The sequence below is a fragment of the Ewingella sp. S1.OA.A_B6 genome, assembly GCF_049889095.1.
Taxonomy (GTDB): domain Bacteria; phylum Pseudomonadota; class Gammaproteobacteria; order Enterobacterales; family Enterobacteriaceae; genus Ewingella.
The window spans coordinates 15,518-28,644 of the sequence record NZ_JBLJFK010000007.1; the positions used below are offsets into that span (position 1 = coordinate 15,518).

Sequence of the window (13,127 nt, forward strand, 5' to 3'; positions counted from 1 at the left end):
CATCCAGGAGCAACAATGAAAATTACCCACCTTACTGCCTTGGTACTGATGTCATTAAGCCTTAGCAGCCAGGCCGTCCGGGCAGCCGAGGGTCAGTTACTTATTTGGGAAGATATTAAGAAGTCTTCCGGTATATCCGACGCCGTTAAAGACTTTGAAAAAGAGAACAACGTCAAAGTCGTGGTACAGGAAACACCTTACACACAGCAAACCGAGAAACTGCGTCTTGATGGTCCGGCAGGGATCGGCCCGGACGTGGTCGTGATCCCTAATGACCAGGTCGGTACTGCGGTCGTTCAGGGGTTGCTGGCTCCGCTCACGCTCGACAAAGCCTTTACCGATAGCTTCACGCCGTCGGCGATCAAAGCCTTCCAACTGAAAGGTCAGATCTACGGGGTACCGAAAGCGGTTGAAACACTGGTGCTAATTTATAACAAAGATTTGCTGCCGAAGGCACCTGACACGCTGGAGGAGTATTACACCTTCTCCAAACAGGAAAAGGCGAAAGGGAAGTACGGCCTGTTAGCCAAATTCGATGAGGTGTATTACGCCTACGGCGCGATCTCCTCGATGGGTGGCTACATCTTCGGCAAAGACGCGAAAGGTGAAATTAACGTTGAAGATATCGGCCTGAACAAACCGGGCAGTGTTGAAGCCGTCACCTACCTGAAAAAGTTCTATACCGACGGTTTATTCCCGGCGGGCATTACCGGCGATAACGGCCTGAACGCCATCGATTCTCTGTTTACTGAGAAGAAAGCAGCGGCGGTCATCACCGGCCCGTGGGCATTCCAGCCCTATGAAGCGGCAGGCATTAATTATGGCGTGAAACCGTTACCGCTGTTACCGAATGGCAAGCCGATGAGCTCATTCCTCGGTGTGAAAGGTTATGCGGTATCAACCTACAGTAAGCAAAAACCGCTGGCGGAGAAATTCATCACTTTCATTAATCAGCCGAAGTACGCCAAGGTGCGCTATGAAGTGACCAAGGAAATTCCCGCACTGACCGTACTGATGAACGATCCGATGATCAAGAACGATGAGAAAGCCAACGCCGTTGCGCTGCAATCTACGCACGCCACCGCGATGCCAGGCGTACCGGAAATGCAGGAAGTCTGGGGACCGGCCAACAACGGCATCCAGCTCGGCGTAACCGGCAAACAGCCTGTGCAGGCGGCATTAAATGACGCAGTGAAAAATATCCAGATGCAAATCGAAGCGGCAAAAGCCAGCAACGAGTAGTACGCAATCAGTCAGTTGCAATCAGTAAGTCGTCGATGAAACTAAACGACTGCCGGTCTGAAAAGAGGGAGTGATTTCACTCCCTCACCAGTGAAAGGAATATCTTTGTGTCTATGCGTCTCCACGAGGAAAACCACGCGCCAGTAACGGCCAGCCATCATGCCCCGCTGGCATTGGCTGTGGCGTTAATTCCCGGTTTTGGTCAGTTTTATAACCGACAATGGGCTAAGGGAATTCTGTTTTTTATCATTCTGTTTTGCTTCGCCGGTGTCTTTTATGATTTTTTGCAGCAGGGATTATTGGGGCTGTATACGTTGGGCGAAGAAGTCCCACGTGATAATTCCATATTCTTGTTGGCCAAAGGCATTATCAGCGTACTGATTGCCGCGTTTGGCGTCGCGTTCTATTACTGGAGTCTGCGCGATGCATGGTTAAACGGTAAGCGGCGCGATCTGGGCGTAGAATTACCCAGCGTCAGAAAGCAATATCACCTGTTGCTGCGCGAAGGTTTTCCTTATTTGATGATCACGCCGGGGTTTATTCTGCTGGTGTTTGTGGTGGTTTTCCCGATTATCTTCGGGTTCTCTATCGCGTTTACCAATTACAATTTGTACCACACGCCACCGGCTAAACTCGTCGACTGGGTCGGGTTCAAAAATTTTATTAATATCTTCACGCTGAATATCTGGCGCTCAACGCTGCTGGACGTTTTGCAGTGGACGGTAGTCTGGACGCTGCTCGCCACCACGCTGCAATGCGCCGTGGGTGTGATGTTGGCGATTCTGGTGAACCAGAAAGATCTGCGCTTCAAAGCATTGATTCGCACTATTTTGATCCTGCCGTGGGCGGTGCCGGGGTTCGTGACGATTCTGGTGTTTGCCGGAATGTTCAATGACACCTTTGGGGTGATCAATAACGGGATTTTGGCAGCACTCGGCATTGAGCCTAAAGCCTGGATGACCGATCCATTCTGGACTAAAACCGCGCTGATCATGATGCAGACCTGGCTGGGCTTCCCGTTTGTGTTTGCAATGACGACTGGCGTATTGCAGGCGATCCCGAATGATTTGTATGAAGCCGCGACAATGGACGGGGCCAGTACCTGGACTAAATTAAAAACCATTACTTTGCCGCTGGTGTTGTATTCCATTGCGCCGATCATTATCACGCAATACACCTTCAACTTTAATAACTTCAATATTATCTATCTGTTTAATAACGGTGGCCCGGCGGTGGCCGGATCGAATGCGGGCGGTACGGATATTCTGGTGTCATGGATCTATAAATTAACCATGTCATCTTCGCAATATGCCATTGCCGCGACCATTACGATTTTGCTGTCGATATTTGTTGTCGGTATTGCACTGTGGCAATTCCGTTCAACCAATTCATTTAAACAAGATGATATGGCGTAAGCGGGAGCAGGGTGATGAGTAAGAACAACAGTATTAAGAGAAGCCGATTTATCCGCCTTTCGCTGAGTTATTTCCTGTTGCTGATCGTGGCAGTGATTATTATTTATCCGCTGATCTGGACCGTTGGCGCATCGCTCAATGCCGGTAACAGCCTGCTCAGCACGTCGATTATTCCGGAAAACCTCTCATTCCAGCATTACAAAGATCTGTTTAATGGCAATGTAAATTACGTCGGCTGGTACTGGAACTCGATGAAAATCAGCTTTCTGACCATGGTTCTGACGCTGATTTGCGTCAGCTTCACTGCCTATTCTTTCTCGCGATTTCGTTTTAAAGGGCGTAAAGACGGGCTGATGCTGTTCCTGCTACTGCAGATGATCCCCCAGTTTTCGGCGCTGATCGCCATCTTTGTGCTGGCGCAACTGCTGGGTCTGATCAACAGCCATCTCGCGCTGGTGCTGATTTATGTCGGCGGCATGATCCCGATGAATACCTATCTGATGAAAGGCTATCTGGATGCCATTCCGAAAGATTTGGATGAATCGGCACGGATGGACGGTGCAGGCAACTTTCGCATCTTCATCGAGATCATCATGCCGCTGTCGAAGCCGATTCTGGCGGTCATCGCGCTGTTCTCCTTCACCGGGCCGCTGGGCGATTTCATTCTCTCCAGCACTATTTTGCGTACGCCGGACAAATACACGCTGCCCATTGGCTTGTACAACCTGGTCTCACAAAAAATGGGGGCGAATTACACCCTGTACGCTGCAGGGGCTGTGCTGATCGCTGTGCCGGTCGCCATTTTCTATCTCGCTTTACAAAAATACTTCGTCTCCGGCCTGACCGCTGGCAGTACCAAAGGATAATCATCATGACTTTCTTGAATACAACGATTTTCAATAAAAGCACGATTGCCTGCCTGTTGCTGGCACTGTCGTTTTCCTGTGCAGCAGAAAATGTCACCATTAAAAAAGTCGCCAACGTGCCGGCGGATTTCATCAAAGGCGCGGACATTTCCACGCTGATTGAGGTGGAAAAACACGGCGGCAAGTTTTACGACCAAAACCATAAGCAACAAGACGCGATGGTGATCCTTAAACAAAATGGCTTCAACTATGTGCGCCTGCGTTTGTGGGTCGATCCCAAAGATGCGCAGGGCAAGCCGTATGGCGGCGGTAATAACGATCTGGCGACCACGCTGGAGCTGGCGAAACGTGCCAAACAGCAGGGCTTTAAGATTTTACTCGATTTCCATTACAGCGATTTCTGGACCGATCCAGGTAAGCAGTTCAAACCAAAAAGTTGGGCGAAAATGGATTATCCGCAGTTGAAAATCGCCATTCATGATTACAGCCGTGAGGTGATTGCGCAGTTCCGCCAGCAAGGTGTGTTACCGGATATGGTGCAGGTTGGTAATGAAATGAACGGCGGGATTTTGTGGCCGGAAGGCAAAAGCTGGGGCGAGGGCGGTGGTGAGTTTGATCGCTTGGCTGGGCTGCTGAACGCGGCAATTTCCGGCGTCAAAGCCGATGAGAAAGATCCGTCGAAGATCAAAATCATGCTGCATCTGGCCGAAGGCACCAAGAATGACACCTTCCGCTGGTGGTTCGATGAAATCAATCAGCGCAAGGTGCCTTACGACGTGATCGGCCTGTCGTTCTACACCTACTGGAATGGTCCGATTTCCGCGCTGCAAGCCAACATGGACGACATCAGCAAGCGCTACAACAAAGATGTGATCGTGGTGGAAGTCGCCTATGGCTACAGCACCAAAAACTGTGATGCTGCTGAAAACAGTTTCACCGAAAAAGAAGCCAAAGATGGGGGGTATCCGGGCACCGTGCAAGGGCAGGCTGACTTCCTCAGCGATATGATCAAAAGCCTGGTAGCGGTACCCGGTAACCGTGGCAAAGGGTTGTTCTACTGGGAGCCAACCTGGCTGCCGGTGAACGGTGCCGGATGGGCAACGCCTGCCGGTATGACCTACATCAACGACCACTGGAAAGAGGGCAATGCCCGCGAAAACCAGGCGCTGTTCAGCTGTGATGGTCAGGTTCTGCCTTCCATTCAGGTCTTCAAGTAATCTACTTTTCCCCGGTCAAATTGGCCGGGGAGCACTGACTATTTTTTAAGGATTTAAAGGATTAAACATGACGAAGTTTCCTCTTCTGAGCAGTAAAATCTCCGGGCTACTACACGGCGCGGATTATAACCCTGAGCAATGGCTGGACCACCCAGAGGTGCTGGTTCGTGATGTCGAAATGATGAAAGAAGCGCGCTGCAACGTAGTGTCAGTGGGGATTTTTAGCTGGTCAGCGCTGGAACCTGAAGAAGGTCGCTACCAGTTTGAGTGGATGGATCAACTACTGGACCGGCTGCATGACAATGGCATCTCGGTGTTTCTCGCTACGCCAAGCGGTGCCCGCCCAGCGTGGATGTCGCAGAAGTATCCCGAAGTGCTGCGGGTCGCGCGCGATCGCGTCAAAGCGCTGCACGGTGGGCGTCACAACCACTGCATGAGTTCACCGGTTTACCGTGAAAAAGTGCAGCTTATGAACGGTGCGCTGGCAAAACGCTACGCGCACCACCCTGCGGTGATTGGCTGGCATATTTCCAATGAATACGGCGGCGAATGCCATTGCGATGCCTGTCAGGGCCAATTCCGCGACTGGCTGAAAGCGCGTTATGTCACGCTCGATGCGCTGAACAAAGCCTGGTGGAGCACCTTCTGGAGCCACACTTACACCGACTGGTTGCAGCTCGAATCGCCGTCACCGCAGGGCGAAAGCGGCGTTCACGGCCTGAATCTCGACTGGCGGCGTTTTAATACCGATCAGGTAATGCGCTTTTGCAGCGAAGAAATTCGTCCACTGAAAGCGGAAAACCCGGCATTACCGGCGACCACTAATTTCATGGAGTATTTCTACGATTACGATTACTGGAAACTCGCCAGCGTGCTGGATTTCATCTCTTGGGACAGCTACCCGATGTGGCACACCCGTCAGGATGATATCGGCCTCGCGGCGTATACCGCGATGTATCATGATCTGATGCGTACGCTCAAGCAGGGCAAACCCTTTGTGCTGATGGAATCGACGCCAAGTTTCACCAACTGGCAGCCGACCAGCAAACTGAAAAAACCGGGGATGCACATTCTCTCCTCGTTACAGGCGGTCGCACACGGTGCAGATTCTGTCCAGTATTTCCAGTGGCGTAAAAGCCGGGGATCTTCCGAGAAGTTTCACGGGGCGGTGGTCGATCACGTCGGGCATATTGACACCCGCGTGGGCCGCGAAGTCTCTGAGCTTGGCTCGATGTTATCGGCGTTAGCGCCGGTGGCGGGCAGCCGCGTGGAAGCCAACGTTGCCATCATCTTCGACTGGGAAAGCCGTTGGGCAATGGACGATGCACTGGGGCCGCGCAACGCCGGATTGCATTATGAAAACACCGTGGCGGAACATTACCGTGCGCTGTGGGCGCAGGGCATTGCGGTCGATGTGATCAACGCCGACGGTGATTTACAGGGTTACGAACTGGTGATTGCGCCAATGCTGTACATGGTGCGTGAAGGCGTCGGTGAGCGGATCAATCAATTCGTTCAGGCAGGCGGGCGCTTTGTCGCGACTTACTGGAGCGGCATCGTTAACGAAACCGACCTGTGCTTCCTCAATGGATTCCCAGGGCCATTGCGTTCTGTGCTCGGTATCTGGGCGGAAGAAATTGACAGTCTGACCGACGAACAGCACAACAGTGTCGCCGGTGTAGAAGGCAATGCGCTGGGGTTAAGTGGACCTTATCGGGCATCGCAGCTGTGTGAAGTGATCCATCTGGAAGGTGCTGCTGCGCTGGCGACTTACGGCGAAGACTTCTATGCGGGCTTTCCGGCCGTGACGGTTAATCTGTATGGAAAAGGGCAGGCGTATTATGTGGCGTCGCGCAACGACCAGCAGTTCCATGCCGATTTCTTCACCTTGCTGGCGAAGGAGATGAACTTGCCGCGTGCCATTAATACGTCGCTGCCGCAAGGCGTGACGGCTGCGCGCCGTACCGACGGTGAAAGCGAGTTTATCTTCTTGCAAAACTACACGGTGGATAGCCAGACGATCGCCTTGCCGGATGACTATAAAGACATGGTTCACGGGGGAATACTGCCGCGCAAGATGACTTTGCCTGCGTTTGGTTGCCAGATCCTGACGCGCCGTGTTTCAGCGTTAAATAAGTAATTTTTCATCGATGACGTGCAGCGGGGAATTCCCTGCTGCACGTTTTTTTTCATTCCTGCAGGAGAGTATTTATCGTGGTAAATATAAAAGACTTTATGCATGTGTTCTCAGCTAAAAATAAAGACACGAAAGTTGAAGTCCCGCCAGCAACGGATGTGGCCCTATTAATTGATGCGCTCGGTGGCCGCGACAATATTATTCACGTGGATGCCTGTATCACCCGTCTGCGTGTGACGGTCAAAGAGTTAAAGCGCGTCAACTCCGGCGCTATCCAGCAGACCGGCGCAATTGGTGTGGTAATTATCGGTCAGGAAGTGCATGCAATATTCGGTAAGCAGTCCGACAGCCTGAAGAAACTCATGACCGAGAAATTTGGCTTGAAAAGTAATTAATTATATTTTTGTATTGAGTTAGTGCTATTTAAGATATGTCAGAAGTAATAAAAAGGCAGCCAGTAATACAGGCTGCCTTTTTACTTTTTACGCATAACTGATTAAATAATAATAATGCTGCTGTGTGGGTACAAAAAACGTCACGATCCCCTACAAGAGAAAATACGTTAAACCCTGGCGTTTAAGACAATGAGGTTATTTCTAGCTTTTACTTTAGACACAAAAGGTACGATAGACACAGCTTTTACTACAGACACAGACCGTATTTGTTCGACGGGGAAATTACCACCAGGCCTCTACCTGAACCCCAAAGTTCCAGGTATCGGATTTAGTATGATCCTCAAACGTATCACCGTGCTCTGAATCATTCAAATATGATGCAAATACGCGCAGTTCAGGGCGTGACATAAATTCAGGACCGGCCGCCAGACCCATTGCCAGGGTGTATTTCTGGCCGCCTTGCTTTAAGTTAGAACCGTTCTTGTAATCATCTTTCTGGTAGAAAGTACCTACTTCACCGATGGTACGCACATAATCCGTCCACTGGTACTGCGCACGGCCAACCAGAGAGACCAGTTCGGTCGTGTCGGTGTAATCAGTGATGTTTTCTGCGTGACCGTAGGTCAGCACGTGGTTGAGGCTGAATTTGCTGGTGATTGGAATCAGACCGGTGATGATGCCGCGATAACCCGTTGCGTCATTGGTGTAGTTCCACATGTCATACCAGCCGCCGCCTTGCGAAACCATGTTCTGCGCCAGACCTTTGTTCGCGTACTGTAAAACCAGTTTGTTGTAGCCGCCCCACATGTCCTGGCTTATTTCGCTGGTCAGCATCACGCCATTATCCGCGTCATACAGGCCGCCGTACTCTTTCTGGTCGTGCGTCAGGTTTGGCATGGCGTAGTCGGCACCGACTTCCATCCACGCGCCGTTCCACGGTTTGATACCGGCATAGCGCACGTCGATGTAGTTGATGTTCACATCACTGTCGCCCTCTACGCGGTAATCAACGTCATTGGCATCGCCACGGATCCAGGCAACAGACAGCGCGCCTTCACCCATTTTTAAGTTTTCTACCCCGGCCCCGGCACCTGAGATGTTCCAGTATTTGGTATCGATAATATGTAAGTCATGGCGCTGATAATAACGTTTACCCCCCCAGATCACGGCATCCTTATCCCAAGGTACCAGCCCTTTGATTTGCAAGTTCAACTGACTCAACCCGAACTGTGCATCGTCGTTGAGAGTGCTTTCGTTATCATTTGAGCCGTCTGACACCATATTGACCATGGAATCGACATAAAAGCTGACATCGTCTTTTTTGTAGACTTCACTGCCTAATTCTATTTCGCCGTAGGTGTCGTTTTCGTTACCCAGGCGACCGACTTTGTTTTTCTGGTACTGCTCTAAGCTGCCACTGCCGGAAACGCCAAGTCCGGAACGCAGATATCCATGAAAATCAATATCGTTTGCCACTGCAGGGCCTGCCGTGATGGCGAGAGAGACCGCCACAGCCAGAGCGCGTAAGTTGTATTTCATTATTTTTCCCTATGGTTTGTATGACGTTCACATTTAGAGAATCTATAAGATACCCAGAAACAACAATGATCAATTTTACACATTCTGAATTGTGAGTTAGATCTATAACTTATGGGTTAAAAATAAATGCTTAGTGATTTTAATCACAAGATTATTTAATGTTAACGTATAACTTATAGCGTGTCGGACTCTCCAGATTGAACTTTTAGATGAGATCCCGTAGTTTGACTCGATTAATGTGGGGGTAAGCTACGTTCACAGGTTTGATGCAGAGAAAGAGAATGAAATCGAAAAGTTCGACGTTAGAAGATGTTGCCCGCTATGCCGGTGTGTCTTATCAGACGGTTTCACGGGTCTTGAACAAGTCAGCCAACGTTTCTGACGCCACACGCCTGAAAGTTGAGCAGGCGATTGAGGTTCTGCGCTACGTGCCTAACCGTCTGGCACAGCAACTGGTGGGCAAGCAGAGCTTCACTCTCGGGCTGGTGACGACCTCGCTGGCCTTGCATGCACCTTCGCAGATTGCCGCTTCCGTCAAAAAATATGCTTATCAGGCTGGTTATCAGGTGCTGATTTCGATGATTGACGATGACGTTAACCAGAGCATTCAGAATTCCATCAACGAACTGAAATCTCAGCGTGTCGATCGCGTCATCATCAACATTCCGCTGGAAAGCGACGAAGCGGAGCGGATTTTTGAGAATAACCGTGACATTCTTTGTCTGTTCCTCGACGTTGATCCGACCAGTACGGTGTTTAACGTCTGCTTCAATCCCGCCGACGGTTCACGCGCTAGCGTGGAATATCTGCTTGAGTTAGGGCACCGGGAGTTTGCCTTGCTGGCGGGGCCGGAGGATTCCGTTTCATCGCGCCTGCGCTTGCAAAGTTGGCAGGAGACGCTGACAGAGAAAGGATTGCAGCCGGTGACGGTGATCCACGGCGACTGGAGCGCGAAAAGCGGCTACTACAACGCCCTGCAAATACTGCGTGAGACGCCGCAGTTTACGGCGATGCTGGTGGGGAATGACCAGATGGCGCTCGGGGTGATCAGCGCACTGCATCAGCACAACGTGGCGATCCCGCAGCAGGTGTCGATCATTGGCTATGATGACACCTACGACAGTGCGTTTTTCCACCCAGCGTTGACCACCGTATCGCTGGATCTCGATTTGCAGAGCAAGGAAGCGGTCGAACGCCTGCTGGCGGCCAACAATGACGTGACGGTATCCAAAGTCTTACCGGCAAAGTTGGTGGTGCGTAGTTCAACCCGCGCGCCGGGAGAGCAGGACAAAGATCTGAATAAGATAGCCGATCAGTTGGATCAGCTTGCTTCTCAACTGCGCGGCCAGTGAGCAACGTTTTAAACTCTCAGATTTTTTGAGCATTAATAAAATAAGTAAGTCGGCAAAAGGAAGTGACGGAATGACTGTATGGGATTGTTATGTACAGGGCTGGAAAGGCTATGTGCAATTTGAGGACAGGGCGACCCGAAAGGAGTTTTGGATCTTCACGCTGGGCAATATCTTGTTGATGATGCTACTGGTCATGAGTGTAGTCTCATTCTTCTCCATGGCGGGTGACCCGTATATGGGTGTGTTGTATGCCGGAATGGCTTACAGCGTTTTTGCTCTCGGCCTTGCGCTGCCATTGCTCGCAGTCGGTATCCGCCGTATGCACGATATCAACCGCTCCGGTTGGTGGTTTGGCGGTGTCTATCTGGCGTTTGTGCTCTCGCGGCTGCTCAATACGATTCTGCTGGAGTACGCCTCGCCTGAAACCTATGTGTGGATGAAAATCACGTTGGGCATTGTACTCGGCGGGATCCCACTGTCAGGAATGATTTACCTTTGCTGTCAAGCCACGTACCGTCATGCTGCAGGATGCGCAGAAGGACGGCCATGACTATAGTGAGGAGCGTGGGCAAGGTATAGAGCTTGCCATCAGAATACTGAAAAAATTCGCTTAAGGCCTGCCCTGTGGTGATTTTCTCTGGCGGTTCAGGAAAGATGTCACTCTATTCAGGTGGCACTACTTTTGTGTGCCACTTCAGTTTTACTTTTCTCCTCGCGCCGATCAGCATTGCAGCCCAGAACACTCCACCGAGCAGTGACAACGCGATACCGACAATAACGGCGATAGTGATCCCTTCGGAGAGTGGCTGAAATGCACTCATCAAACCGCCAAAAATGGCGACGCCAAGCGCTGCTCCTGTTTGTCTGCCGGCGTTGAGTACGCCGGCACCCACACCTGCCTGTTCCTGCTTCACATTACTCAACAGCGAAGCGGTAGCCACTGGGGTAATAATCCCAGCCGCCAGACCTAATGCCGGAAAGAACAGAGCAATACTCCAATAGGGGACATTGTTGCTCAAGTTAAACAGACCGATAAAACCAACGACATATAAAATACAACATCCTGATATCAGCCAAAGAGGGCCGAATATTTTGTTCAGTTTTCCAGAAATAAAACTGCCTGTTGTGACCATTACGGTTAAAGGTAGAAAAGCCATACCAGAATTAAAGGGCGACCAGCCCCGGACTTGCTGAAAATACAGACTTAACAGAAAAAACATCCCATAAAAAACCAACCCAGACATTAAAGATACAACGACAGATGCTGAAAATAGAGGAAGCCGAAATAAGGTTAAAGGCAGCATAGGGTCCTTGTGTGCTTGCTCTGCCCGAATAAAACCTCCCCATGAAACTAACGCGATTAACATGCCAAAGCGTATCCAGTTATTCTGCCACCCCAGTTGGGAAACCTGAATAAGTACGGCCATCGATGTACTCAGCGCTATGATCACCCATAGCTGACCTGCGAGGTCCATAGATCTCTTTTGCTGCATCGGCGGTGGTGCGGTGACCCACATGGTCATCACCATTCCTAACAGTGCGACGGGCACATTTAGCAGAAAAATACTTCGCCAACCCAGTAATTGAATAACGATCCCGCCAAACAACGGACCTGCGGCCATTGCCAATCCTCCGCACCCGGCCCAGACAGCGATTGCTTTAGCACGTTGATGCGATTGAGGAAAAGCTTCGTTGATTAGCGACAGCGAGGCGGGGACGAGAAGTGAGGCACCTATTCCTTGTAATACTCTTGCCAATATAAGGACAGTAAGCGTTGAGGAGAATCCGCAAATCAGTGAGGCGATGGCAAATAGCAGCAGCCCACCAAGATAAATATTTTTGGCTCCGAGTTTGTCTCCCAGAGAACCCCCGCTTAGCAGCAGGGCCGCAAAGGTCAAGGTATAAGCATTAACTACCCACTGCAGGCCGGATACCGTCGAGTTCAAACTTAGCGCGATCGACGAGAGAGCCACATTAACGATACTGGTATCCAATATAACGATGACATAACTCAGACTGGTCGCGAGCAGAACCCACTGTTGATTGGTATAAAGATTTTTCATGTAATAGCATCAGGTGGCTATGAGGGTAATGGATTATACCGTTATACTTACAAACCACGGTTCGACCAGAATCGAAGTATGAATTTTCCCCTAATGCCCCTAAAGTGATGCTGTAAAATAATGAATCAATTTCAAATTTCAGTCGTGGCTCATCTCATTGCAGAACCTGTTCGTTCGGTGATGTTGATCATGCTATCAGGAGGGGAAGCTTTCTCCGCCGGTGCATTGGCAGAGGCGGCGGGTGTGACGGCACAAACCGCGAGTTTTCACCTTGGAAAGTTACGTGATGGCGGGTTGGTCAGCATGGAATCTGTCGGTCGCTACCGTTATTTTCGGTTAGCCGGACCACACATTGCGCATTTACTTGAGAGCCTGGCCTCCGTGGGCCCGGTGACATCTCCCTGGTTAACGACTCCCAGCCCTGCCGCTAAAGATTTGCGTTTTGCTCGCTGTTGTTATGACCATTTGGCCGGGCAAGTAGGCGTTGCTATTACTCAGGGTATGCTCAATCGCCGTCTGATTATGCAGTGTGCTGATTCCCAGTATTCTCTGACTGATGTGGGTGTAACGTGGTTTGAGGAGCAAGGAATTGAACTAACGGAAAGGGACGTAGAGAAGATAAATAATATTCGTGGATGTCTCGATTGGACAGAAAGGCAGTATCACATTTCCGGGCCTCTCGGCGCACAAGTGATGCATGCTTTTTTTGACAGGAATTGGATAAGGCGACTACCGGATACGAGAGCCCTAAAGGTAACCTCTCTTGGTTGGGATGCATTTGAAAGAAACTTCGGCATTAACTACGATAATGACAATATCACGTTGACGCCGATAATAAGCTCGATGTCCTGCGGTCAATGACGCATTAGATAACATCCTCAATGGGACATGAAAATTATAT

General features: G+C 50.4%; 11 protein-coding genes. 9 read left to right on the forward strand and 2 right to left on the reverse strand.

The genetic code is table 11. The annotated features are described in order from the left end of the window. Positions 1 to 15: 15 nt before the first annotated feature. From ACMV8I_RS14260 to ACMV8I_RS14285, 6 genes are all read left to right on the forward strand, one after another. A complete protein-coding gene (locus ACMV8I_RS14260) occupies positions 16 to 1,242 on the forward strand; it encodes an extracellular solute-binding protein (protein ID WP_498865869.1) in 1,227 nt (408 codons plus the stop codon). A 113-nt stretch (positions 1,243 to 1,355) separates the two neighbouring features. After that, on the forward strand, positions 1,356 to 2,657 hold the full coding sequence (locus ACMV8I_RS14265) for a carbohydrate ABC transporter permease (RefSeq protein WP_498865994.1): 1,302 nt from the start codon (positions 1,356 to 1,358) through the stop codon (positions 2,655 to 2,657). A gap of 14 nt (positions 2,658 to 2,671) precedes the next feature. Beyond that, entirely contained in the window at positions 2,672 to 3,523 is an 852-nt protein-coding gene (locus ACMV8I_RS14270) for a sugar ABC transporter permease (RefSeq protein WP_498865870.1), read from the forward strand. Positions 3,524 to 3,528: 5 nt separating this feature from the next. Next, a complete protein-coding gene (locus ACMV8I_RS14275; RefSeq protein ID WP_498865871.1) occupies positions 3,529 to 4,740 on the forward strand; it encodes a glycoside hydrolase family 53 protein in 1,212 nt (403 codons plus the stop codon). A 67-nt stretch (positions 4,741 to 4,807) separates the two neighbouring features. Beyond that, the gene (locus ACMV8I_RS14280; protein ID WP_498865872.1) at positions 4,808 to 6,880 is read left to right on the forward strand and encodes a beta-galactosidase; all 2,073 of its coding nucleotides are present in this window, start codon (positions 4,808 to 4,810) and stop codon (positions 6,878 to 6,880) included. 74 nt (positions 6,881 to 6,954) lie between these two features. Next, positions 6,955 to 7,272 (forward strand): PTS sugar transporter subunit IIB, encoded by a 318-nt coding sequence (locus ACMV8I_RS14285; RefSeq protein WP_498865873.1) that lies wholly within the window; start codon positions 6,955 to 6,957, stop codon positions 7,270 to 7,272. A gap of 282 nt (positions 7,273 to 7,554) precedes the next feature. On the opposite strand, the gene ACMV8I_RS14290 is transcribed toward ACMV8I_RS14285, so the two are convergent. Beyond that, positions 7,555 to 8,811, reverse strand: a complete 1,257-nt coding sequence (locus ACMV8I_RS14290) for a maltoporin (RefSeq protein WP_498865874.1) — start codon at positions 8,809 to 8,811, stop codon at positions 7,555 to 7,557. 281 nt (positions 8,812 to 9,092) lie between these two features. Between ACMV8I_RS14290 and ACMV8I_RS14295 the strand changes: the two genes are divergently transcribed. Further along, positions 9,093 to 10,163 carry a LacI family DNA-binding transcriptional regulator gene (locus ACMV8I_RS14295; RefSeq protein WP_498865875.1) on the forward strand — a complete coding sequence of 357 codons (1,071 nt, stop codon included), beginning with the start codon at positions 9,093 to 9,095 and terminating at the stop codon, positions 10,161 to 10,163. A 70-nt stretch (positions 10,164 to 10,233) separates the two neighbouring features. Further along, the gene (locus ACMV8I_RS14300; protein WP_498865876.1) at positions 10,234 to 10,713 is read left to right on the forward strand and encodes a DUF805 domain-containing protein; all 480 of its coding nucleotides are present in this window, start codon (positions 10,234 to 10,236) and stop codon (positions 10,711 to 10,713) included. A 112-nt stretch (positions 10,714 to 10,825) separates the two neighbouring features. Here ACMV8I_RS14300 and ACMV8I_RS14305 read toward each other — a convergent pair whose 3' ends face one another. Continuing rightward, positions 10,826 to 12,226: an MFS transporter gene (locus ACMV8I_RS14305; protein WP_498865877.1), complete on the reverse strand. Its 1,401-nt coding sequence runs from the start codon at positions 12,224 to 12,226 to the stop codon at positions 10,826 to 10,828. Positions 12,227 to 12,346: 120 nt separating this feature from the next. Here ACMV8I_RS14305 and ACMV8I_RS14310 point away from each other — a divergent pair, with 120 nt between their 5' ends. Then, positions 12,347 to 13,087 (forward strand): ArsR/SmtB family transcription factor, encoded by a 741-nt coding sequence (locus ACMV8I_RS14310; RefSeq protein ID WP_498865878.1) that lies wholly within the window; start codon positions 12,347 to 12,349, stop codon positions 13,085 to 13,087. The last annotated feature ends 40 nt before the right edge of the window (positions 13,088 to 13,127 follow it).

Excerpts from the sequence above, each read along its gene's own strand:
- ACMV8I_RS14305 (WP_498865877.1), bottom strand. The coding sequence starts at position 12,226 with ATGAAAAATCTTTATACCAATCAACAGTGGGTTCTGCTCGCGACCAGT.
- ACMV8I_RS14290 (WP_498865874.1), bottom strand. The coding sequence starts at position 8,811 with ATGAAATACAACTTACGCGCTCTGGCTGTGGCGGTCTCTCTCGCCATC.
- ACMV8I_RS14280 (WP_498865872.1), top strand. The coding sequence starts at position 4,808 with ATGACGAAGTTTCCTCTTCTGAGCAGTAAAATCTCCGGGCTACTACAC.
- ACMV8I_RS14310 (WP_498865878.1), top strand. The coding sequence starts at position 12,347 with ATGAATCAATTTCAAATTTCAGTCGTGGCTCATCTCATTGCAGAACCT.
- ACMV8I_RS14295 (WP_498865875.1), top strand. The coding sequence starts at position 9,093 with ATGAAATCGAAAAGTTCGACGTTAGAAGATGTTGCCCGCTATGCCGGT.
- ACMV8I_RS14300 (WP_498865876.1), top strand. The coding sequence starts at position 10,234 with ATGACTGTATGGGATTGTTATGTACAGGGCTGGAAAGGCTATGTGCAA.
- ACMV8I_RS14270 (WP_498865870.1), top strand. The coding sequence starts at position 2,672 with ATGAGTAAGAACAACAGTATTAAGAGAAGCCGATTTATCCGCCTTTCG.
- ACMV8I_RS14265 (WP_498865994.1), top strand. The coding sequence starts at position 1,356 with ATGCGTCTCCACGAGGAAAACCACGCGCCAGTAACGGCCAGCCATCAT.
- ACMV8I_RS14275 (WP_498865871.1), top strand. The coding sequence starts at position 3,529 with ATGACTTTCTTGAATACAACGATTTTCAATAAAAGCACGATTGCCTGC.
- ACMV8I_RS14260 (WP_498865869.1), top strand. The coding sequence starts at position 16 with ATGAAAATTACCCACCTTACTGCCTTGGTACTGATGTCATTAAGCCTT.